This is a genomic window from Geomonas agri (assembly GCF_020179605.1).
GTDB classification, from domain to species: Bacteria; Desulfobacterota; Desulfuromonadia; order Geobacterales; family Geobacteraceae; genus Geomonas; species Geomonas agri.
Genome location: NZ_JAINZO010000003.1, coordinates 94,984 through 117,173, shown reverse-complemented (window position 1 = coordinate 117,173; position 22,190 = coordinate 94,984). Strand labels below are relative to the sequence as shown.

The window sequence follows — 22,190 nt, the reverse complement described above, 5'->3', positions numbered from 1 at the left end:
ATAATCATCTATAGTCTCACAGGGGAAAACGCAAAGTTACAGCATTACCTTAACAGAGAGCGCACTGCGCTATGAGATCGGTCGGAAGGAAACAATGACGAGATCGACTGGAAGAGCAGGCCAGAAAAACGGGGAACTCCCCAAAGGGAACACCTCCCCCCTGGGCGCCACGGTGACACGGGGCGGGGTCAACTTCAGCGTCTTCGCCAGGGATTGCACCGGGGTGGAACTGCTCCTGTTCGACCACGCCGACGACACCGCCCCCGCCCGCGTGATTACCCTCGATCCCAAGCGCAACCGCACCTACCATTACTGGCACGTCTTCGTCCCCGGTATCGGCGCCGGCCAGCTCTACGGCTACCGCGTCGCCGGTCCTTTCGAACCGCAGCGGGGGCGCCGTTTCGATCCCGGCAAGGTGCTCATCGACCCCTACGGCCGCGCCATCGCCGTCCCCGACGGGTACTGCCGGGGCGATGCCTGCCTTCCCGGGGACAACGCGGTCAGCGCAATGAAGAGCGTGGTGGCGGACCCGCGCGGCTACGACTGGGAAGGTGACCTGCCGCTCAAGCGCCCCTATTCGAAGACAGTCATCTACGAGATGCACGTCGCCGGCTTTACCAAGCATCCTTCCTCCGGGGTCGCCGAGGAGAAGCGCGGCACCTATGCCGGGCTCGTTGAAAAGATCCCGTACCTGAAGGAACTGGGCATTACCGCCGTCGAACTCCTGCCGGTATTCCAGTTCGACCCGCTCGACGCCCCGCTGGGGCTGCGCAACTTCTGGGGCTACAGCCCGGTCTCCTTCTTCGCGCCGCATGCCGCCTACAGCTCCCGCAAGGGGCCGCTGGGGCCGCTGGACGAGTTCCGCGACATGGTCAAGGCGCTGCACAAGGCCGATATCGAGGTGATCCTCGACGTGGTCTACAACCACACCTCCGAGGGGGACCACAACGGCCCCACCTTCTGCTTCCGCGGCTTTGCCAACGACGTCTACTACTCGCTGGACGCCGACGGCAGCTACATCAATCACACCGGCTGCGGCAACACGCTGAATGCCAACCACCACGTGGTGCGCCGGCTGATCATCGACTCCCTGCACTACTGGGTCAAGGAGATGCACGTCGATGGTTTCCGCTTTGATCTCGCCTCCATCCTGTCCCGCGACGGACAGGGGCGCCCGCTCAAGAACCCTCCCATCCTCTGGGACATCGAATCTGACCCGGCACTGGCTGGCATCAAGCTGATCGCGGAGGCCTGGGACGCCGGCGGCCTGTACCAGGTGGGGAGCTTCATCGGCGACAGCTGGAAGGAATGGAACGGCGAGTTCCGCGACGACGTGCGCCGCTTCCTGAAGGGGGACGACGGGGTGGTGTCCCGCTTCGCCGCCCGCATGCTGGCGAGCCCCGACATCTATGGGCACCAGGAGCGCGAGCCCGAGCAGAGCATCAACTTCGTCACCTGCCACGACGGCTTCACGCTCAACGACCTGGTCAGCTACAACGACAAGCAAAACGAGGCCAACGGCGAGAACAACCGCGACGGCTCCGATACCAACCTGAGCTGGAACTGCGGCGTCGAGGGGGCGACCTCCGATCCTGCCATCGAGGCGCTGCGCAACCGCCAGGTGAAGAACTTCATGGCGGTCACCCTGCTGGCGCTGGGCACCCCGATGATCCTCATGGGCGACGAGATGCGCCGCACCCAGCGCGGCAACAACAACGCCTACTGCCAGGACAACGAGCTCGGGTGGTTCGACTGGGATCGGCTCGCCGTCCATCCCGACATCTACCGCTTCACCAGGGAGCTGATCCGGGCGCGGCTCAGGCAGAGCGATACCCCCGTGGAGACGCTGACGCTGAACCAGCTCCTGGGCCAGGCGCGCCTGGAGTGGCACGGCGTCCACCTCGGCACCCCGGACTGGAGCTACCAGTCCCACAGTATCGCCCTCACCGTGTGGAGCGCCTCCAAACACCTGGTGTTCCACTACATGGTCAACGCCTACTGGGAACCGCTCACCTTCACGCTCCCGCCCCCCAGGAGGCTTCCCGGCGGCGCTTGGCACCGCTGGATCGACACCTCATTAACGTCCCCCGACGACATCTCCCCATGGGAGAGCGTGCCAGAGATCGGCTCCGACAGTTACCGGCTGCCGCCGCGCAGCATGGTGGTGCTGGTGGCGAAGCGGCACGGCAGAAATTCCTCCCGGCCGGTCGAACCGTCCGCCCCGTGAGGGGAAGGAGCTGATATGTCCTCCGTTTTCGGAACCCTGTTCAGAGTCTCCACCTTCGGCGAGAGCCACTGCCCGGCGGTCGGCGCCATCGTCGACGGCGTGCCGGCCGGGATGCGCCTTGCCGAGTCCGATATCCAGCCTCAACTCGACCGCCGCCGTCCCGGGCAGAGCGCGCTCAGCACCCGGCGCGAGGAAGAGGATTTGGTCACCATCCTCTCCGGCGTCGAGGATGGCATCACCCTGGGTACCCCCATCGGGCTCATGGTGCACAACCGCGACCAGCGCCCGGGGGATTACCAGGAGATGTCCCAGGTTCCCCGCCCTTCGCACGCCGACTACACCTACCAGGTGAAGTACGGGGTGCGCGCCTCCAGCGGCGGCGGGCGCTCCTCCGCCCGCGAGACCATCGCCAGGGTTGCCGCCGGCGCCATCGCGGAAAAGTTCCTGGCCGAACGCCACGGCATCGAGATCGTTGCCTGGGTCGATAGCGTGGGGGCGCTGGACGCAGGTAACGTCGACCTGGAGCGGATCACGCGGCAGATGGTGGACCAGCATCCGGTCCGTTGCGGCAACCCCGCCATGAGCCAAGCCATGGCCGACCTGATCGCCCAGGTGAAAAGCCGGGACGATTCAGTCGGGGGGACCGTCTGCTGCGTCTGCCGCAACATTCCCGCCGGGCTGGGCGAGCCCGCTTTCGACAAGATGGAGGCCCTCCTCGCGCACGCCATGCTCTCCATTCCCGCCAGCAAGGGGTTCGAGATCGGCTCCGGCTTCAGTGGCAGCCGCATGCTGGGCAGCGCCCACAATGACCCCTTCGTGGACAAGGGGGGACGACTCGGGACGGCGACCAATTACTCCGGAGGGGTACAGGGGGGGATTTCCAACGGGGAGCCGGCTTACTTCCGGGTGGCCTTCAAGCCGCCGGCGACGGTGGCCCTACCGCAGAAGACGGCGCGCTTCGACGGCAGCGAGACGGTGCTGGAGGCGAAAGGACGCCACGACCCGTGTATCGTGCCGCGGGCGGTACCGGTCGTGGAGTCGATGGCAGCGCTGGTCGTGATGGACTTGTTGTTGAGGCAGGAGTACCGCAAGAGGTAGCTGCGGCTAGGGCTGGCAGGCCTGCTGCAGGACCAGTCCCATGCGCGTGTCGGGTGGCAGGTATTGCCACTGGGTGGCGGCGGCGAGGTCGCTAGTCTTGAGAATGTTGCCGTTGCTATCGAGGTGGCTGACGCCGAGCAGGTGCCCCTCGTGTTCTTCGCAGTTGATCTCGTAGCTGTACAGGGTTTCGTGCAAGACCGCCGACTGCGGCAGCCCTTTCACCATCTTGAGGGCTTCCTGCCGCCCCTGTTCGCTGTAGACCACCCGCGTTCTGACCTCGATCACCCCTTCCCGGACCTTGTTGTTGCCGTTTCGGTCGTAGTAGAAGCTGGAGTCCTGGTTCTGGTCCAGGAGAAACCAGTCCGGCGCCGCGCACCAAGCAGCGGAAGAGTAGAGGGCTCCGGCGCATAACGGGGCAAGAAAGATCCTTCGCATCTGCTCACCCCCTCGAGTCCGATTCCTCCGCCCTCATCTTCACCTTCTGCATCTCCGTTTCCAGGTCGGTGAGGATTTCCTCTTCCCCCCGGACCACGCCCTGCACCTTCAGGGACTTGCGCAGCAGGTCCAGGTCGTACTCAAGATACAGCGGAGCGACCGGGCTCTGCCGGGCTGATTTCACGATCTTCCTGACGATGAAGCCGGTGAACTGCGGGTGCTCGATCAGTTCGTGGCGCAACTCCCCGTCGTAGGGGCGCGCCAGCACCCGTTCTTTGACCCTTTCGCCGTGGAGCGTCATCTCGGAGATGAAGACATCGCGGCTCTCTTCGGTGAGCCGTGCCTCGGCCACCCCCTGCATGTAGCGCTCCGGGTGCTGCAGCCTGTCCATCAGCATGTTCCACAGCGTCTTGTGCTCGCAATGTACCACCACCTGCAGGGTGCGGACCAGCATGGGAGCCTCCTGATGTCTGTTGCGCTGCTGCCTGGAAATGACCGTGCTAATTATAAAACGCTCTATTACGTGGTCAAGCGGCCGGTAGTAAGGAAAAGCCCAGAGTTGTGGCCCCTTCCACCTAAATTGACAGTGGGACGGCGGGGGCTACAATGGGGAAATTGCCCGGACCGGCGGCAAAATCAAACAATTATGCAGGCTCGAAGGAGGCTGCCATGTTCAGGGAGCGCCAAGGAGTTGGGAAACCATGTCGCCTGGACGGCGGCGGCCGAACTGGTACACCGGGTGGCGGGAGAGAGATCGTGAAGGACTCCGTCTCGAGCGTACGGCGCCAGGCGGTGAAAGGGGAGTAAAGTATGTCCTGTCGAAGAGATCGTCTGAGGGGGGAGCTCCCCGGGTGGCTGAACGCGGCATTGATAGTCGGAACGGTTGCCGTGGTGGCGGCCATGGAGATGAGGCGCCCGCTCCGGAAGGAAAGGGACGACAAGCTGCGGCGCAACACGCGTAACGCCACTTTTGCGGTCGTAGCTGCCGCCACGGTGGGGCTCGCCGAGAAGCCGGTGGTGGGGCCGCTCGCCCTGCGGGTGCACTCCAAGCGCCTGGGACTGTTGAAGCTTTTGGGCCTCCCCGCCTGGGCGGAGGTGGCGCTGTCGGTCTTGCTCCTGGACTACACGCTCTTCATCTGGCACGTGCTGACCCACAAGGTCCCCCTGCTCTGGCGCTTCCACAGACCGCACCACGTCGATCGCGACCTCGATGCCAGCACCGCGCTTCGCTTCCATTTCGGGGAGCTGCTCCTCTCGGTCCCGTGGCGCGCGGCCCAGATCCGCCTGATCGGCGTATCCCCCTTCGCCCTTGCCCTGTGGCAGACTCTGACCCTGGTGGAGATCCTGTTCCATCACTCCAACCTGAGGCTCCCGCACCGGGTCGAGCGGCGTCTGTGCCGCGTCATCGTCACCCCGCGCATGCATGGAATCCACCATTCCGTGGTGAAGGAGGAAACCGACTCCAACTGGTCCACCATCTTCTCCTGGCCCGATTACCTGCACGGCACCATTCGCCTTAACGTGCTGCAAGACTCTATCGACATCGGGGTTGCCGGTTACCAGGACCCGGAGCAGTTGACCCTCGGCAGGGTGCTGGCGATGCCGTTCACCCCACAGGAAGAAGCGCAAGCCCCCAAGCGCGAACCGCTGCCGGTGCCGCCGACGGTGCTGGCGGTCTGACTGTCTCCTCCCGAAACGCAAGAGACCCACCGGGATTTTCCGGTGGGTCTCTTTTTTTGTCCGGCGCCCGGAGACGCTTCAGGCCAACGGTCCCCGCGGCGGGTCTTTGGGACGGGTCTTCACCACGCCGGTCAGGATGCCGATGCCGAGCAGGATGATGGAAACGATGGCGATCTTGAACATGGCCACACCTGCCGTGACCAAGGCCCAGGCGATGCCGGAAATGACCAGAATGAATCCGATGATGTAGAGCGCGAACGACATGGGATCCTCCTTGTGCCAGGTTGGGTAGGTGGTGATTTGTTGGCATGTGTTAATTTTTAACAGTGTTAAATGCTAGCGGCAGGGGGGGCGTTGTCAATGGCGGGGAGGCGCTGCTCAGGCTTCCTGATACAGCGGGCCGAAGGCGTCCAGGTGGGTCAGGTACACCCTCATGTCGAACTCGAGCTGGTGGTAGCCCGGTTCCATGTACTCGCAGAGCTGGTAGAAGGCCTTGTTGTGCTCCTTCTCCTTGAGGTGGGCCAGCTCGTGCACCACGATCATGCGCAGGAACTCCACCGGGGCGGTCTTGAACACAGTGGCAATGCGGATCTCGTGCTTGGCGGTGAGCTTTACCCCCTGGACGCGGGACACGAAGGAGTGCAGGCCGAGGGCGTGGTTGATGACGCTGATCTTCGGGTCGTAGCTCACCTTGCTGAGCGGCTGGGACTTGCGCAGGAATTCATTCTTGAGGTTGACGGTGAAATCGTAGAGCGCCCGGTCAGTCCTGACCTGGTGCGGGGTAGGGTACTTGGCCAGCAAAACGCCCCCCAGCTCGTTGTTCGCCAGGAGGCGCTCCACCTTCGAGGTGATTTGTTCGGAGTATCCAGCCAGGTATTTCAATCCGCGCATTTCTTTTTCCCGAGACGACGTGATACGAGCAACCGCGAAAGTAGCATAACGCCGCGGGAAGTGCAAACCGCGAACCGGCGTCACAACCGCAAGGGCATCCGGCTGGAGTGCTCGGCCACCCGCTGCATCATACCGCCCAGGTAGCGCGAACCGAGCTCGCTGGCCGCGAGCTTCTGTTTCACCGCCGGGAGCCTGAGGATGGCCCCGACCAGTGCCGCCATGGCGCGATGGTTGAACATGGCCCGGTTGTCCCAGATCAAGTGCTGCAGCTTGCCGCGTTCCAGCGCCATCAGCACCAAGCGGTGCGCGTTGTCGACCGGCGTCACCACCCGCTTCGCCCTGGGGATGAGCACCAGCGAGTTGGTACGGCACACCCTGACGCAGATGCCGCAGCCGAGGCAGCGCTCCTGGTCCTGCACGCACCTGCGCTGCCAGGGATGCTGCGGGTCGTTGGCGGAGACCAGCCGCATCGCTTCGGCGGGGCAGGCATCGACGCAGCGGCCGCAACCGCTGCAGCGCTGCGGCTTGAGTTCGGCCACGTAGTTGGTGCTGCAGACCGGCTGCAGGTTGCAGAACTTGCGGGCCCTGATCAGGGTTTCGCAGCAGCAACTGCAGCAGTTGCAGATGGAGCTGACGCCGAACTGGGCGTTATCCGCTACCTGGACCAGGTTCTGATCCCTGCTTTGCTGCAACAGTTCCAGGCATTGCTCGATGCTGCTTTCCCGTGCGTGGCCGTGCCGGATCAGCGAATCGGCCAGGTCGTCGAAGACCATGCAGGTCTCCAGGGCTGCCGAGCACGCCCTGCCGATGTGCCTCATCTTGTGGCGGCAGCTGCAGGTGCCGATGCCGATGCGCTTGGCCCCCTGGATCACTTCGCTGGCCCGCTCGTAGTTGAACAATCGCGCCAGGTTGGAGGAGGGGACTTGTTCCTCGTCCACCATGATCCTGGTGCTGGGGGTGCTGCCGCCGGTGTACAGGTCGCGGATGGACTCCTCTTCCTGGTTCAGATACTGGTCGAGCAGCCGGCTCAGGGCCGGTTGGTCCACATCCTTTCTCACCCGCATCAGCACGAAATCGAGGAACCCCGCCATAGGAGGGGGCAGGATGTAGAGCTTTTCCCCCTCGTGCTCCGTGTCCAGCAGCAAGCCCCGCTCCGCGAGCCCTTCCAGGGTGCGGTATGCCTCGACCTCCCTCACTCCCCAGACGTGGGCCGCCCGCGCCGGCGAAAACGGGTGCATGGGGAGTTGCCCAACGAGCTTCGCCTCCTTTTCGGTGAAGAGCAGGGCGAGTATCTTGGCGAACAATTCTGAGGGGGGAGCTCCCTGCGGGAATCTTTCCAGGCGCTCCATCAAGGAAGTGTATCCGTTGCGGTTTTGGAGATGCGGCATGGCGGCTCTCCTGCTGGTCTTACCGGTGGTTGTAGCAGTTGAAACAGGGTTTGCAGATTAGAAAAAACTTTAAGAGTATATCCCGCTTCGGGAGGCGCGCAAATTCGGGTGGGGGATGCATGGTGCCTGCCGCTTGGAGTTTTCTCTTTGCAGATCAAATGCATAGGTTAAGGTGTATGTAATTGTCAACCGTTGCTGGTTCACCGGTTGACGAACCAGGGCGGCTGTGCTAATAACAAGGGCTCCGCTATCATCCCGGCATGGAAAGGAGAAGCTGTGCAGACATTCGCAGAAGAACTGGACCAGTTGCGATCCCAAGGGCTTTACCGCAGCATGAGGGAAATAGAAGGGGCGCAGGGGAGCCACGTTGATCTGGACGGCAAACGGGTGCTCCTGCTTTGTTCCAACAATTATCTCGGACTGGCCGATCACCCCGCTCTGCGCCGGGCCGCCGTGTTTGGAGCGGCTTTGGGGACCGGGAGCGGTGCCTCCCGCCTGGTCTCCGGCACTATGTCGCTGCATGTTGAGCTGGAGGAGCGTATCGCCCGCTTCAAGGGGACGGAAAACGCCCTCGTCTTCAACTCCGGCTATGCCGCCAATACCGGGATCATCTCCGCCATTGTGGGACGTGGCGATGCCATCTTTTCGGACAAGTTGAACCATGCCAGCATCGTCGACGGCGCCCTGTTGTCGCGGGCGAATTTCCACCGCTACCCGCATCGGGACATGGCGGCCCTGGAGCGAATGCTGCAGGACAAACCGGGCAGCGGGCGGCGCCTGATCGTCACCGACGGTGTCTTCAGCATGGACGGCGACATCGCTCCTTTGCGGCAGATGGTGCAGCTGGCCCGTCAGTACGATGCCCTGCTCATGGTCGACGATGCCCACGGCACCGGTGTCCTGGGGGCGACTGGGCGCGGTACGGCTGAACTCTTGGGGGTGATGGACGGCGTGGACATCCACATGGGGACGCTGGGCAAGGGGCTGGGGAGCTTTGGCGCCTATGCGGCGGCTTCGGCAGAGATCTGCCAGTACCTCGTGAACAAGGCGCGCAGCTTCATCTTTTCCACCTCGCTGCCTCCGGCGGTTTTGGCTCCGTCGGTCGCGGCGCTGGACTTGGTCGATTCCCAGGAGGGAAAGGAGTTGCGGGAGCGGCTGGCGGCGAACGTGGCACTGTTCAAGGACAAGTTGGCCGCCGCCGGCTTCGATACCATGGGGAGCGAGACCCAGATCGTACCGATCTTCGTTGGGCCAGCCGAGGCGACCATGCAGTTCAGCCAGGAGCTTTTGGAAGAAGGGATCTTCGTGCAGGGGATCAGGCCTCCCACCGTTCCGGCTGGGAGCTGTCGTCTGCGCTGTACCATCATGGCCACCCACGACCCCGCTGATCTCGAAGCCGCAGCGGATACCATCGCGCGGGTCGGCAGGAAGCTCGGGGTAGTTTAAACAGAAAAGCGGAACACAGAGTACACGGAGGAAAAGCCGGAGCGGAGCACAGAGGACTTCTCTTTGAAGTAAAAACCTTGTCCTGTTCTCTGTGCCCTCTGTGGACCTCCGAGACCTCTGTGTTCGACTTTTGAGGTTTTTTATGACTTTGCATTTTCAGGAAACAGGTGCCGGGAGGCCGGTTGTTTTCGTCCACGGCTGGGCCATGTCCGGCCGTGCCTGGCGTTTCCAGCAGGATATGCAGGACGCGGGGCGGCTCATATTTGTGGACATGCGTGGCCACGGCCATTCGCCGCCGGCCATGTCCTACACCATCAACGACTATGCCTCGGACCTGGCCGCTTTCTTCGAGGAGCTGGCCTTGCACGACGCGGTACTGGTGGGGTGGTCGATGGGAGTGCAGGTGGCACTGCAGGCTTTCCCGGCCCTGCGCTCGCCTCTGGCTGGCATGGTGCTGGTGGGGGGCAACGCCCGGTACGCCAGCTGTGACGACTATCCGCACGGCAAGGCGCCGGTCGAGGTAAAGGGGATGGGGCTGCGCCTGCGGCGTGACCACCAGAAGACGATGGGCGATTTCTTCAAGGGGATGTTCGCGGAAGGGGAGCTGGATCATGATCTCTACCAGCGCATCGTGCACGAGATCGTGCTGGGGGGGCGCTCCGCGGACCGCGAGGCGGTCATGCAATCGCTGAACATCCTTTCCACTGCCGACCTGCGCGAGGGGCTGCCGCAGGTGGACCGACCGGTGCTGGTCATCCACGGCGAACAGGATACCGTCTGCCCCGTCGCCGCCTCGCAGTACCTGGCGCAACACCTCCCGATGGCGCAGCTGGAGATATTCCAGGGGTGCGGTCACGCCCCCTTTATGACCAGGCCCGAGCGGTTCAACGCGGTGCTGCGCGAGTTCCTGGCAGAACTTTAGCTTCAGGCGCACTATTCAAGTTCCTCCCCCCGGAGGGGGGAGGCTAGGAGGGGGCAAGTGCATCCTTTTCCCCCTCCCTAACCCTCCCCCTCCGGGGGAGGGGGAAATTACGGGTAAGGTATCGATGGCGGCAGAGATAAACAGAGACAAGGTGCGCGAGTCGTTTCACCGGCAGGCGACCGATTACGACCGGCACGCCGTGGTGCAGGGGCGCGTGGTGGACAAGGTGCTCGGCCTGCTGCAGGCGGAGCGGGTGGTGCCGGCGTCCCTGATCGACATCGGTGCCGGGACTGGAAGGCTGCTGGCGCGCTTGACCGAGCTCTACCCGGAGATGGATGCCGTTGGCGTCGATCTCGCGCCGGGCATGTGCGAGACCGCGGCCCGCACTCTTGCCGGCAGGCGGGTGCGCATGGTGAACGCGGACGCCGAGTCGCTCCCCTTTGAGTCAGAGAGCTTCGACGTTGTGCTCTCGACTTCGACCTACCAGTGGCTTGCCACGCTCGATACGGCGTTCGCGGAGGCGTGGCGCGTGCTGAAGCCGGGCGGCGTGTTCTGCTTCGCCCTCTTCGGCGAGCGCACCCTCTACGAGCTGCGCGAGTCCTACCGGGCGGTGCTGGAGGGCGGCGATGACCGCACCCATAGTTTTTTCACCAATGGCGAGGTGGCGGCCGCGCTGGAGCGGGCCGAGTTTGCAGCGCCACGGGTCTGCTCGGAGCTCGAGGTGGAAATGCACTCGGACGTGCCGGAACTGCTCCGCTCGCTGAAGAGGATAGGGGCGGGGAGCACGGCGCCGGCCAGCGGCAAGGGGCTCTCCGAGCGGCGGGTGATGCTGGAGATGATGGCGAGCTACCGCAAGTGCTTTGGCAGGGAGGACGGCGTGCCCGCCACCTACGAGGTGGTGTACGGCGTGGCCCGCAAGAAGACGCGGCCGGAGTCGGACTAGTCGGACGAAAAGCGGGAACTGAAAACAAGAAGGGGGCGGCCGATTTTCGGCCGCCCCCTTTTTACTTGCTGCCTGCGCCGTTAGGCGCGGGTCAGCTGACGGTACCTGATGCGGTGCGGCTGGTCGGCCGCGGTGCCCAGACGGGCGTGGCGGTCTTCCTCGTACTCTGAGTAGTTCCCCTCGAACCAGACCACCTTGCTGTCCCCCTCGAAGGCGAGGATGTGGGTGGCAATCCTGTCCAGGAACCAACGGTCGTGGGAGATGACCACGGCGCAACCGGCAAAGTTCTCCAGCGCTTCTTCCAGTGCACGCATGGTGTTGACGTCGAGGTCGTTGGTCGGTTCGTCAAGCAGGATGACGTTGCCGCCTTCCTTGAGCATCTTGGCCAGGTGCACGCGGTTACGCTCACCGCCCGAGAGCATGCCCACCTTCTTCTGCTGGTCGGCGCCGGAGAAGTTGAACCGGGCCACGTACGCGCGGGAATTCACCAGCTGCTTGCCGAGCTGCAACTGTTCCTGCCCGTCCGAGATCACCTCCCAGATGGTCTTGTCGGGATCGAGGGCATCCCTGCTCTGGTCCACATAGGAAAGCTTCACGGTCTCGCCGGTCTTGAAGCTGCCGGAATCCGGTTTCTCCTCGCCGGTGATCATACGGAACAGGGTGGTTTTGCCGGCGCCGTTGGGGCCGATTACGCCGACGATACCGCCCGGCGGGAGCCGGAACTCCATCCCCTCGATGAGGAGCTTGTCGCCGTACCCCTTGCTGACGTTGTCCGCCTCGACCACCACTCCACCCAGACGCGGCCCGGGCGGAATGAAGATCTCCAGGTCCTTGGCGCGCTGCTCGCTCTCAGTGTTCAGCATCTCCTCGTAGGAATTGATGCGCGCCTTGCCCTTGGCGTGACGCCCCTTGGGCGACATCCTGATCCACTCCAGCTCGCGCTTCAAAGTCTTCTGGCGCTCGCTCTCGGTCTTCTCCTCCTGGGCCAGGCGCTTCTCCTTCTGCTCTAGCCAAGAAGAGTAGTTCCCCTGCCACGGAATCCCCTGGCCGCGGTCGAGCTCCAGGATCCAGCCTGCCACGTTGTCCAGGAAGTAGCGGTCGTGGGTCACGGCGATGATGGTGCCGGCGTAGCGCTGCAGGTGCTGCTCCAGCCAGGCGACGCTCTCGGCGTCCAGGTGGTTGGTCGGCTCGTCCAAAAGGAGGATGTCCGGCTTCTGCAGCAGCAGGCGGCACAGGGCCACGCGGCGCTTTTCACCGCCGGAGAGGTTGGCGACGTTGGTCTCGGGCGGCGGGCAGCGCAGCGCGTCCATGGCGAGTTCGAGGCGACTGTCCAGGTCCCAGGCGTCCAGATGGTCCAGCTTCTCCTGCACCTTGGCCTGGCGGTCGCACAGCTTCTCCATCTCGGCGTCGGTCATCTCCTCGCCGAACTTCATGTTTATCTCATTGAACTCGTTGACCAGGTCGACCACTTCCTGCACGCCTTCCTCGACGCACTGGCGCACAGTCTTACTCGGGTCGAGATTCGGCTCCTGCTCCAGGTAGCCGACGGTGTAGCCCGGGGAGAGGATGGTCTTGCCGTTGAATTCCTTGTCCACGCCAGCGAGGATCTTCAACAGGGAGCTCTTGCCGGAGCCGTTCAGGCCGAGCACGCCGATCTTGGCGCCGTAGAAATAGGAGAGGTAGATGTCTTTCAGCACCGGTTTCTTGTCGTAAAACTTGCTCACACCAATCATCGAGTAGATGACCTTATTCGGCTCGATAGCCATGACTGCCTCCGTATTGTTTTATTAAGCTTTGTATCGTTTTGTAAAAGGGCCATTATTACATGCAACTACCGCGGCATGTCAACTGCCATCCCCCGGAGTCCGTCCTTGACATTCCCTTTTATGTATAGTTAAATCCGCCGGATTGAATTAACCATCAAGGGGTCTCTCATATGCAAAATTGCAGGCGTTTCAGGCTTTTGATCTGCGCCGGGCTTCTTACTGCCGCCCTCTCCGGTTGCGGCGGCTCCTCTACCAACGACCACATCCCTTCTACAGTTACCATCTTCTACAGCCACAGTGTGGTCTTCAGGAACCACAGTACCTTCACCATGGGGTACAACGGTTTTGGCCAGCTCGGTGACGGCACCCTCACCAAGCGCGAGATTGCGGTCCACGTGCCGGGGATGGACAACATGGTTCTGCCGGGTGCCAAGGCCGCAGCGGGCAACGAGCACACCATGGTGTTCGGCAACATGTCGAGCCTCATCTCCACCTGGGGGTACAACCTGTTCGGCCAACTCGGCGTGGGGAGCCAGGTTTCCACGAACTATCCCGATGCCTACAGCCCGAAGCCGGTATCGGTATGGATGCACGCGACCGTCTCCGACATCGCTGCAGGGGGGTACCATTCCCTCGCCGTCGCCGGCGACAGGCTCTACGCCTGGGGCTACAACGGCTACCACCAGGTTGGCGACGACACCACGACCAACGCGACGTCCCCGGTTCTGATAATTACCGGCCGTGACGGAGAAGACCTCACCCAGTTTCAGGCAAAGCAGGTCGCCGCTGGGGGGCTGCATTCGCTGGCGCTGTTGACGACAGGAGGAGCCACCCCCGTCAACTACGTCTACGCCTGGGGCGGCAACGCCTATGGCCAGGTCGGGTTCGGCAAAACCAGCTTCGACACGTACTCCGCGAGCAGCACCCGTCCTAAAAGGATGACCTTCTCTGAGGCGACCGGCACTATCGAGCAGATTGCAGCCCTGGGCAACGCGAGCCTCGCCCTCGAAGTGCAACGCGATATCCTCGGCACCATCACCTCCGAGACCCTGTGGGGCTGGGGCTACAATGATGCCGGCGAACTCGGCACTGGTATCGCTGCGTTAAAGAGCAGTTCCGTGCCGGTGAAAGTGACAACCTTTTCCGCCGTTGACGGCAACAGCCTCGTCATCAAGAAGATTGCCACCGGGACCAACCACATTCTCCTGCTCCTCGGACCGCGCGACAGCGTCGCGAGTGACGGACGCTGGACGGTTCAGGCAATAGGTAACAACTTCTACGGGCAGCTCGGCGACGATACCTTCACCAACTCCAGCACCCTCGTGCAGCTCCTCGGCCTATCCGGGCTGGTTCAACCGCCGGTGATCACCGACATCGCCGCATTCGGCACGAGCTCGTTCGCCCTCATCAACGGCACTTGGTATGCCTGGGGCAACAACAACATGGGACAGCTCGGCAATACGGTGGACACGACGTCGGGAGTCCCCTACTTCAAGACGCCGGTCACCGTCAAGTTCTAGTAGCACATTTTGTCAGAAGGGATACGGCTTTAGCCTTGCATCACCAGGCTCAGCCGTACCCCTTTTCCCTTGACTTGATTGACGCAAATAGTTTAGTTTGACGGATTGTTTCACAGCCCAACGCGGTAAAGAAAGGTTGCAGATAACATGGAAGAGTTGAGCGAACTGCTGCTGCAGAGAAGACGCAAGGTAGATGCATTGTGGGAGGCGGGGATCAACCCGTACCCGAACGATTATAAGCCTCAGCATACCTCGGCCGATGTGCGCGACGCCTACGGCGACAAGGAAGTGATCGAGGACGATCCGCAGACCTTCGTGGTCGCCGGGCGTATCATCATGCGTCGCTCCTTCGGCAAGGCCGCTTTCGTGCAGGTGCAGGACCGCAAGGGTCGCATGCAGCTGTACCTGAAGAAGGACAGCCTGGGCGAGGAACTCTTCGCCGAGTTCGAAAACTACGACATCGGTGACATCATCGGCGCCACCGGCACCCCGTTCCGCACCAAGACCGGCGAGCTTTCCCTGGCCGTCTCCACCGTCCGTCTCTTGACCAAGTCGCTGCTGCCGCTGCCGGAGAAGTTCCACGGTCTGACCGATGTGGAAACCCGCTACCGCCAGCGCTACGTCGACCTGATCGTCTCCCCCGAGGTGCGCGAGGTCTTCTACAAGCGCTCCAAGGTCGTGCATCTTATCCGCGAGTTCATGACCAAGAACGACTTCCTGGAAGTCGAGACCCCGATGATGCACCCGATCCCCGGCGGCGCCACCGCGAAGCCGTTCGTGACCCACCACAACGCGCTGGACATGGAACTGTTCCTGCGCATCGCTCCGGAGCTCTACCTGAAGCGCCTGGTGGTGGGCGGCTTCGAGCGCGTCTTCGAGATCAACCGCAACTTCCGTAACGAAGGTATCTCGGTGCGCCACAATCCCGAGTTCACCATGATGGAGTTCTACCAGGCCTACGCGACCTTCGAGGACCTGATGAACTTCACCGAGGAGCTCCTCTGCCACGTGGCCCAGGAACTCCTGGGGACGCTCGACTTCACCTACGGCGGCGAGCCGATCAGCTTCCAGCGCCCCTGGAAGCGGTTCACCGTGAAAGAGGCAATCCTCGAGTACGGCGACATCGACGCCAAGTCCCTCGAGGACCGCGACCTCGCCTACGCCTACGCCCAGAAAATCGGGCTGGAGCTTCCCGAGGACATCGGCTACGGCAAGCTGATCACCGAGATCTTCGAGGAGGTCGCCGAGACCAAGCTGATCCAGCCGACCTTCATCACCAACTACCCGACCGAGGTGTCGCCGCTGTCCAGGAAGAACGACCACGATCCGGAGTACGTGGATCGTTTCGAGTTCTTCTGCGCCGGCCGCGAGATGGCCAACGCCTTCTCCGAGCTGAACGACCCGCGCGACCAGAAGGAGCGCTTCCTGGCCCAGGTGGCCGCCAAGGACAAGGGCGACGAAGAGGCGCACTACATGGACGAGGACTACATCCGCGCCCTCGAGTACGGCCTGCCGCCGACTGCGGGCGAGGGGATCGGCATCGACCGCCTGGTCATGCTCCTCACCGACTCGCCGTCGATCCGCGACGTCATCCTGTTCCCGCAGCTGCGCAAAGAGGGGAAATAATGCCCTTTGAGCTCTTCATAGGGCTGCGCTACCTGAAGGCGAAGCGCAAATCGACCTTCATCTCGCTGATCACGCTGATCTCGGTCGCGGGGGTGGCGCTGGGGGTAATGGCCCTCATCATCGTGCTGGCCGTGATGACCGGTTTCGAGGAGGACCTCAAGGACAAGATCCTGGGGACCAACGCGCATATCGTGGTCCTTAACAGCATTGGTGCGGTGCAGGACTACCCGCAGGTAATGAAGAAACTGGAAGGCATAGACGGCGTGGTCGCGTCGACCCCGTTCATCTACAACCAGGTCATGCTCTCCACCGGCAAGAACGTTTCCGGGGTCGTGCTGCGCGGCATCGACGTTGACACCGACGCCAAGGTCACCAACCTGCACAAGTCGATGGTGGAAGGGGACCTGAAATCGCTGGATAGCGAGGTGGGCAAGACTCCCGGCGTCGTCATCGGCAAGGAGTTGGCCAAGAACCTGGGGCTCTTCCTGGGTGACACGGTGGACGTGATCTCCCCGATGGGGAACATCACCCCCTTGGGGATGATGCCCAAGCTGAACCGGTTCCGCATCACCGGCATCTTCAACACCGGCATGTTCGAGTACGACTCGACTCTCGCCTACGTCTCCCTCAAGGAAGCCCAGCAGTTCCTGGGACTTGGGGACGTGGTGACCGGAATCCAGTTGAAGGTGCGCGATGTCTACAAGACCGGCGAGTTGGCCCGCCACATCGACCGCGAACTGGGTCCCCCGTACCATGCCCGCGACTGGATGCAGATGAACAAGAACATCCTGTTCGCGCTGAAGACCGAGAAGAGCGTCATGTTCATTATCCTGACCCTGATCGTGTTGGTGGCCGCCTTCGGCATCGCCTCCACGCTGTTCATGGTGGTCATGGAGAAGACCCGCGACATCGCCATCCTCAAGTCGATGGGGGCGACCAGCCGCAGCATCATGCGCATCTTCGTCTTCGAGGGGCTCATCATCGGCGTGCTGGGCACCGTCATCGGGGTCCTGGGGGGACTGCTGATCGCCCTCAACCTGGAGCCGATCGTCTCGGTGATCCAGAAGGTGACCGGCTTCGAACTGTTCAGCAAGGACATCTACTACCTGGACCACTTCCCGTCCCAGGTGGTGGCTTCCGACGTGGTGCTGATCAGCGTCACCGCCGTGCTCATCTCCTTTGCCGCGACGCTGTACCCCTCCTGGGCCGCTTCGCGCATGGCCCCGGCCGAGGCGCTGCGCTATGAGTAGCCTGCTCGAGGTTAAAAACCTGTTTAAGTCCTACGGGACTGGCGAGGCCAAAGTTGATGTGCTCAAGGGGATCGACCTCACCGTGGCGGCGGGCGACACCATCGCGCTGGTAGGGCCGTCCGGCGCCGGCAAGAGTACGCTGTTGCACGTGATGGGAACCATTGACCGTCCCACCTCCGGCGAGGTGCTCTTTGACGGCGAGAAGATCTTCAACCTTGCCGACCAGCCGCTGGCTGCCTTTCGCAACCGTTGCATCGGCTTCGTGTTCCAGTTTCACCACCTGCTGCCGGAGTTCTCGGCGCTGGAAAACGTGATGATGCCGCTGCTCATCGGCGGGGAGAAGCGCTCCCGCTGCGAGGGACGGGCGCTCAAGCTTTTGAAGGACGTGGGGCTTTCCCACCGCGTCACCCATCGCCCGGGGGAGCTTTCCGGCGGCGAACAGCAGAGGGTGGCCATCGCGCGTGCCCTCGTGCGCGAACCGAAGCTCCTTCTGGCCGACGAGCCGACAGGTAACCTGGACATGAAGACCAGCGAAGAGGTGCACGCGCTCCTGTACGAGATCCAGCGCAACACCGGCATCTCGCTTGTGATTGTGACCCACAACGAACAACTCGCGGCCGGCATGGCGCGCACCGTCAGGATGGTCGACGGTAAGGTAGTCGAGGCGGTCTGAGCACGCCTCCCTTTTCATTGATGATTATTTTCTTTGGCTTTTTCGGGGGACCCTTTGCTGCGTAAATCGTTATCTACCCTGCTTGCCGCACAGCTGATGCTTTGTCTTACGGTTTCCGCCCAGGCCAAGCAGGCTGCTGCCGGGAAGGCCACCGATACCACCTCCGCGGACAAGGCCGCAGCGGACAAGGCTGCCGCCACTAAGGCTGCCGGCACCAAGGCTGCCACTGAGCAGGCGGCCAGCGACAAGATCGTGGCGATCAAGATCAGTGGCAATCACCGCATCGAGACGGCAGCCATCCTCCCGGCGGTGCGTTTGAAGGCCGGAGATGTGGTCACGCCCGACAAGGTCGACGCCGACATCAAGGCCATCTACAAGCTGGGCCACTTCACCGACGTCAAGGCGCAGAGCGAGGCCAAGGACGGGGGCGTCGTCCTCGAATACGTGGTCACCGAAAAGCCCATCGTGCGCGAGGTGAAGATTGAGGGGGCCAAGGAGCTTTCCGCAGACAAGGTGCGCGAGGCGATCGAGATCAAGCCGAACACCGTCTTCTCCGCCAAGGACCTGCAAAAGAGCATCAAGAAGGTGAAGAAGCTCTACTCCGACGAGGGATACTACCTCGCCGAGGTCTCCGGCGACCTGAGCATGCGCTCCGATACCGACGTTCACGTCATCTTCCGCATCAAGGAAGGGGACAAGGTTCTGATCCAGAAAATCGAGTTCGAGGGCAACCACGCCTTCCCGGACAAGAAGCTGAAGAAGACCATGGAAACCGGGGAAAAGTGGTTCCTGTCCTGGCTCACCGGCGCCGGGACCTACAAGGAAGAGGTGCTGAAGAACGACGTCAACCTCCTCACCGAACACTACATGAATAACGGCTACGTCAACGTGAAGGTTGGCGAGCCCAAGGTGGAACTGCTCCCCGACCGCAAGGGGCTCAAGGTGAGCATCGGTATTACCGAAGGCGAGCAGTACCGCATCGGCAAACTTGGCTTCAAGGGCGACCTGTTGGAAACTGAGACGGTGCTCAACGACAAGCTCAAGGAGAAGCCGGGCCAACTCTTCAGTCGCGCCGACCTGCGCAGCGACGTCTTCGGCCTGACCGACTTGTACGCTGACCAGGGGTACGCCTTTGCCAACGCGAACCCGCTCACCAAACTGAACCAGGACAGCCACACCATCGACATCACCTTCGACATGGAGAAGGGACAGAAGGTCACCATCGACCGGGTCAACATCTCCGGCAACGTGAAGACCCGTGACAAGGTGGTGCGCCGCGAGCTGAGGCTCGACGAGGGTGACCAGTACAGCTCTACCGCACTGAAAAAGAGCAAGCAGAACCTGATGAACACCGGGTTCTTCGAGGAAGCCAACCTGGCCACCGCCAAGGGGAGTGCTGCCGACAAGCTCGACCTGAACGTCGAGGTCAAGGAGAAGCCGACGGGCACCTTCAGCATCGGTGCCGGCTATAGCTCGCTGGACGGCATCATCGGCCAAGGCTCCGTACAGCAGGCGAACTTCCTGGGTCTGGGCCTCAAGATGACCGCTGCCGCATCGCTGGGTAGTAAGTCGCAGACCTACAACCTCGGCCTCACCGATCCGTACTTCATGGACACCAAGTGGACCCTGGGCGGTGACATCTACCGCAACGAGCGCAAGTACCTCGACTATACCCGCAGGGCCACCGGCGCCGATATCAAGGCGGGCTACCCCCTTTCCGATACGGTGAGCACCTTCTGGTTGTACAAGTACGAGATTAAGGACATCTTCGACGAGTCCGAAGACCTGCGCTTGAACATCCTGAACGGGACGGTGCTGGCGCCGGACACCAAGTCCACCACCAGCGCCATCGTCGGCAGTATCTCCAGGAACACCACCGATTACCGGCTGGACCCCTCCACCGGCATGCTGAACACCCTTTCCGTCGAGTTCGCCGGCGTGGGTGGCGATAACCGCTATATCAAGTACATCACCGAGCACACCCTGTTCCACCCGCTGTTCTACGGCGTTGGTTCCGTGCGTGGCACCGTGGGCTACGTCCAGTCCTACGGCGGCAAGGAAATTCCCATAGACGAAAAGTTCTACCTTGGCGGCATCAGCTCGCTGCGCGGCTACTCCTCCAGGACCGTCAGCCCCAACAGGACCACCCCGGTCCCCGTCTCCGGCATCGGTGGTCTTACCGGCACCCAGGACAACCGCGTCTACCTGGGCGGCGACGTCGAGGCTGTGGCCAACGTGGAATGGAACTTCCCGCTGTTGAAGGAGGCCGGGCTCAAAGGGGTGCTCTTCTTCGACGCAGGCAACTGCGACAACAGTTTCAACAAGACCTTCAGCAATGTGCTCACCAGCTACGGTGGAGGCTTCAGGTGGTACTCCCCCATCGGACCGCTGAGGCTGGAATACGGGGTGCCCATCAACCCCAGGGAAGGGATTGACAGCAAAAGTGGCAAATTCGAATTCTCGATCGGCAGCATTTTCTAAATCCATGCACTGCAAGGAGCAAGTCATGAAACGTTTCATCGTGGCAATTTCGCTGGTTCTGGCACTTCCGCTTTCGGTACTGGCCGCCGACGGTTCCAAGATCGGTTCCGTTGACATCCAGAAGGTGCTGTCGCAGTCCGACGCAGGTAAAGAGGCGAAGGACCAACTGATGCAGAAGGCTACCAAGTACGAGGCCGAAAAAGCCGCCAAGGAAGCTGAGCTGCTCAAACTGAAGGGCGAACTGGAGAGCCAGGGGACGGCGCTGCTCAACGAGTCCGCCCGCAGCGCGAAGGATCGTGACTACCAGAAGGGAATGAAGGATTACCAGCGTTTCCTGAAGGATGCCCAGGACGACCTGCAGCTGAAGAACGCCGAGTACACCAACAAGATCCTGGACGAGATCGGCAAGGTGGTGCAGGAGTTCGGTCGCAAAAGCGGCTACACCGCCATCTTCGGCAGGGAGACCATGGTCTACATCGATCCCTCTGCCGATGTCACCGACGCGGTGCTGAAGGCTTTCAACGAGAGCAGGAAAAAATAACACCCGTTCAACGTTCGATGTTTGACGTTAAGACCCTCCCCCCTTGCCAAAGGGGGGCAGAGGGGACTGCAACCCGCAACGGCGCGGCGCACTCTTCCTGCCCTCTCGAGCTCGGGGGAGTTGTCGTTTTTGAGAGGGAGACGTCACGCGGCACGCTCCCTTACGGCAAGCGCGTTGTCACCGTCGAAGGTGGAGCGTTGAACGTTTTTTGAGGTTTCCATGAAAAAGACACTTCGCGAGATCGCAGAATACCTGGGCGGCACCGTCTCCGGGGACGGCGAGACCCTGATCGGCGGGCTGGCCACCCTGGATGATGCAGGGGAGGGGCAGCTCACCTTCCTCGCCAACCCCAAGTACGCCGGCAAGGTGGCCACCACCAACGCTTCGGCCGTGCTCATGGGTACCGGCGGGAACACCCACGGCAAGAACGCCATCTTCCACGCCAACCCCTACCTGGCCTTCGCCAAGCTGCTGACCCTCTTCTACACGGCGCCTCCCCCGCGGCTGGGCGCGTTGCCCGGGTCCTTCGTGGCTCCCGGCGCCAAGATCGGGGCGGACGTCACCATCTATCCCGGCGCCAGCGTGGGCCCCGGCGTGACCGTCGGCGATCGTGTCACCCTGTACCCGGGCGTGGTGCTCTACCCCGGCGCTAGCGTGGGCGACGACGTCACGCTCTACGCCAACGTCAGCATCCGTGAGCGCTGCCGCATCGGTAACCGGGTTACCATCCACGACGGCACCGTCGTCGGTTCCGACGGCTTCGGCTACGCCCCCGACGGCAGCGCCTGGTACAAGATCCCGCAGATTGGCATCGTGGTGATCGAGGACGACGTCGAGATCGGTTCCAACGCGGTCATCGACCGCGCCGCCCTCGAGGTCACCCGCATCAAGCGCGGCACCAAGATCGACAACCTGGTGCAGATCGCTCACAACTGCGTCATTGGCGAGGACTGCATGATCGTGTCCCAGGTCGGCATCTCTGGCAGCACCCAACTCGGCAAACACGTCGTCCTCGGCGGCCAGGTCGGGGTGGCGGGCCACCTGAAGATTGGCGACAACGTCATGATCGGCGCCCAGTCCGGCGTGCCGGGTAACGTGGAGCCGAACCAGGTCCTTTCCGGGACCCCGGTTATGCCGCACCGCGAATGGCTCAAGAGTTCCACCCTGGTCCCCAAGCTCCCCGAGTTCAGGAAGACCCTGTCGGCCCTGGAGAAGCGCGTGGCCGAGCTGGAAGAGAAGCTGGCGCAGACGAAAAACGACTAGAATGCAATTACTTCGGCTCAAGCCTGCAGGGCTTTACGCC

19 protein-coding genes are annotated in these 22,190 nt (G+C 62.4%); 13 read left to right on the top strand and 6 right to left on the bottom strand.

The annotated features are described in order from the left end of the window. Positions 1 to 94: 94 nt before the first annotated feature. Complete coding sequence (glgX, locus tag K7R21_RS19760) at positions 95 to 2,227, top strand: glycogen debranching protein GlgX (RefSeq protein ID WP_224985019.1); 2,133 nt, start codon at positions 95 to 97, stop codon at positions 2,225 to 2,227. Positions 2,228 to 2,242: 15 nt separating this feature from the next. After that, the gene (gene aroC / locus K7R21_RS19755) at positions 2,243 to 3,325 is read left to right on the top strand and encodes a chorismate synthase (protein WP_224985018.1); all 1,083 of its coding nucleotides are present in this window, start codon (positions 2,243 to 2,245) and stop codon (positions 3,323 to 3,325) included. Positions 3,326 to 3,331: 6 nt separating this feature from the next. On the opposite strand, the gene K7R21_RS19750 is transcribed toward aroC, so the two are convergent. Both K7R21_RS19750 and K7R21_RS19745 read right to left on the bottom strand, forming a co-directional pair. Continuing rightward, entirely contained in the window at positions 3,332 to 3,760 is a 429-nt protein-coding gene (locus tag K7R21_RS19750) for a surface-adhesin E family protein (RefSeq protein ID WP_224985017.1), read from the bottom strand. Positions 3,761 to 3,764: 4 nt separating this feature from the next. Next, the gene (locus tag K7R21_RS19745; protein WP_224985016.1) at positions 3,765 to 4,214 is read right to left on the bottom strand and encodes a hypothetical protein; all 450 of its coding nucleotides are present in this window, start codon (positions 4,212 to 4,214) and stop codon (positions 3,765 to 3,767) included. Between the two features lie 356 nt (positions 4,215 to 4,570). Between K7R21_RS19745 and K7R21_RS19740 the strand changes: the two genes are divergently transcribed. After that, a complete protein-coding gene (locus tag K7R21_RS19740; protein ID WP_224985015.1) occupies positions 4,571 to 5,440 on the top strand; it encodes a sterol desaturase family protein in 870 nt (289 codons plus the stop codon). A 78-nt stretch (positions 5,441 to 5,518) separates the two neighbouring features. Here K7R21_RS19740 and K7R21_RS19735 read toward each other — a convergent pair whose 3' ends face one another. From K7R21_RS19735 to K7R21_RS19725, 3 genes are all read right to left on the bottom strand, one after another. Then, a complete protein-coding gene (locus K7R21_RS19735; RefSeq protein WP_224985014.1) occupies positions 5,519 to 5,704 on the bottom strand; it encodes a hypothetical protein in 186 nt (61 codons plus the stop codon). Between the two features lie 114 nt (positions 5,705 to 5,818). Continuing rightward, positions 5,819 to 6,331, bottom strand: coding sequence for a M48 metallopeptidase family protein (locus K7R21_RS19730; protein ID WP_224985013.1), 513 nt, complete (start codon positions 6,329 to 6,331; stop codon positions 5,819 to 5,821). Positions 6,332 to 6,411: 80 nt separating this feature from the next. Beyond that, positions 6,412 to 7,719, bottom strand: a complete 1,308-nt coding sequence (locus K7R21_RS19725) for a 4Fe-4S dicluster domain-containing protein (RefSeq protein WP_224985012.1) — start codon at positions 7,717 to 7,719, stop codon at positions 6,412 to 6,414. A gap of 276 nt (positions 7,720 to 7,995) precedes the next feature. On the opposite strand from K7R21_RS19725, the gene bioF reads away from it, so the two are divergent. From bioF to K7R21_RS19710, 3 genes are all read left to right on the top strand, one after another. After that, positions 7,996 to 9,165, top strand: coding sequence for an 8-amino-7-oxononanoate synthase (gene bioF, locus K7R21_RS19720; protein WP_224985011.1), 1,170 nt, complete (start codon positions 7,996 to 7,998; stop codon positions 9,163 to 9,165). A gap of 142 nt (positions 9,166 to 9,307) precedes the next feature. Then, positions 9,308 to 10,087, top strand: coding sequence for an alpha/beta fold hydrolase (locus K7R21_RS19715; protein ID WP_224985010.1), 780 nt, complete (start codon positions 9,308 to 9,310; stop codon positions 10,085 to 10,087). Between the two features lie 124 nt (positions 10,088 to 10,211). Beyond that, positions 10,212 to 11,030 carry a methyltransferase domain-containing protein gene (locus K7R21_RS19710; RefSeq protein ID WP_224985009.1) on the top strand — a complete coding sequence of 273 codons (819 nt, stop codon included), beginning with the start codon at positions 10,212 to 10,214 and terminating at the stop codon, positions 11,028 to 11,030. Between the two features lie 80 nt (positions 11,031 to 11,110). Here the strand turns inward: K7R21_RS19710 and ettA are convergent, their stop codons facing one another. Beyond that, positions 11,111 to 12,796 carry an energy-dependent translational throttle protein EttA gene (ettA, locus tag K7R21_RS19705; RefSeq protein WP_224985008.1) on the bottom strand — a complete coding sequence of 562 codons (1,686 nt, stop codon included), beginning with the start codon at positions 12,794 to 12,796 and terminating at the stop codon, positions 11,111 to 11,113. A 170-nt stretch (positions 12,797 to 12,966) separates the two neighbouring features. On the opposite strand from ettA, the gene K7R21_RS19700 reads away from it, so the two are divergent. From K7R21_RS19700 to lpxD, 7 genes are all read left to right on the top strand, one after another. Next, entirely contained in the window at positions 12,967 to 14,316 is a 1,350-nt protein-coding gene (locus K7R21_RS19700; RefSeq protein ID WP_224985007.1) for an RCC1 domain-containing protein, read from the top strand. 147 nt (positions 14,317 to 14,463) lie between these two features. Next, complete coding sequence (gene lysS, locus K7R21_RS19695; RefSeq protein ID WP_224985006.1) at positions 14,464 to 15,942, top strand: lysine--tRNA ligase; 1,479 nt, start codon at positions 14,464 to 14,466, stop codon at positions 15,940 to 15,942. Then, positions 15,942 to 17,192, top strand: coding sequence for a lipoprotein-releasing ABC transporter permease subunit (locus K7R21_RS19690; protein ID WP_224985005.1), 1,251 nt, complete (start codon positions 15,942 to 15,944; stop codon positions 17,190 to 17,192). Before lysS ends, K7R21_RS19690 begins: the two co-directional genes overlap by 1 nt. Further along, a complete protein-coding gene (locus K7R21_RS19685; protein ID WP_224985004.1) occupies positions 17,185 to 17,865 on the top strand; it encodes an ABC transporter ATP-binding protein in 681 nt (226 codons plus the stop codon). Before K7R21_RS19690 ends, K7R21_RS19685 begins: the two co-directional genes overlap by 8 nt. Positions 17,866 to 17,919: 54 nt before the next feature. Continuing rightward, positions 17,920 to 20,346, top strand: coding sequence for an outer membrane protein assembly factor BamA (bamA, locus tag K7R21_RS19680; protein WP_224985003.1), 2,427 nt, complete (start codon positions 17,920 to 17,922; stop codon positions 20,344 to 20,346). Positions 20,347 to 20,371: 25 nt separating this feature from the next. After that, positions 20,372 to 20,887, top strand: coding sequence for an OmpH family outer membrane protein (locus tag K7R21_RS19675; protein ID WP_224985002.1), 516 nt, complete (start codon positions 20,372 to 20,374; stop codon positions 20,885 to 20,887). A 219-nt stretch (positions 20,888 to 21,106) separates the two neighbouring features. Next, positions 21,107 to 22,150, top strand: coding sequence for a UDP-3-O-(3-hydroxymyristoyl)glucosamine N-acyltransferase (lpxD, locus tag K7R21_RS19670; protein ID WP_224985001.1), 1,044 nt, complete (start codon positions 21,107 to 21,109; stop codon positions 22,148 to 22,150). Positions 22,151 to 22,190 lie beyond the last annotated feature (40 nt).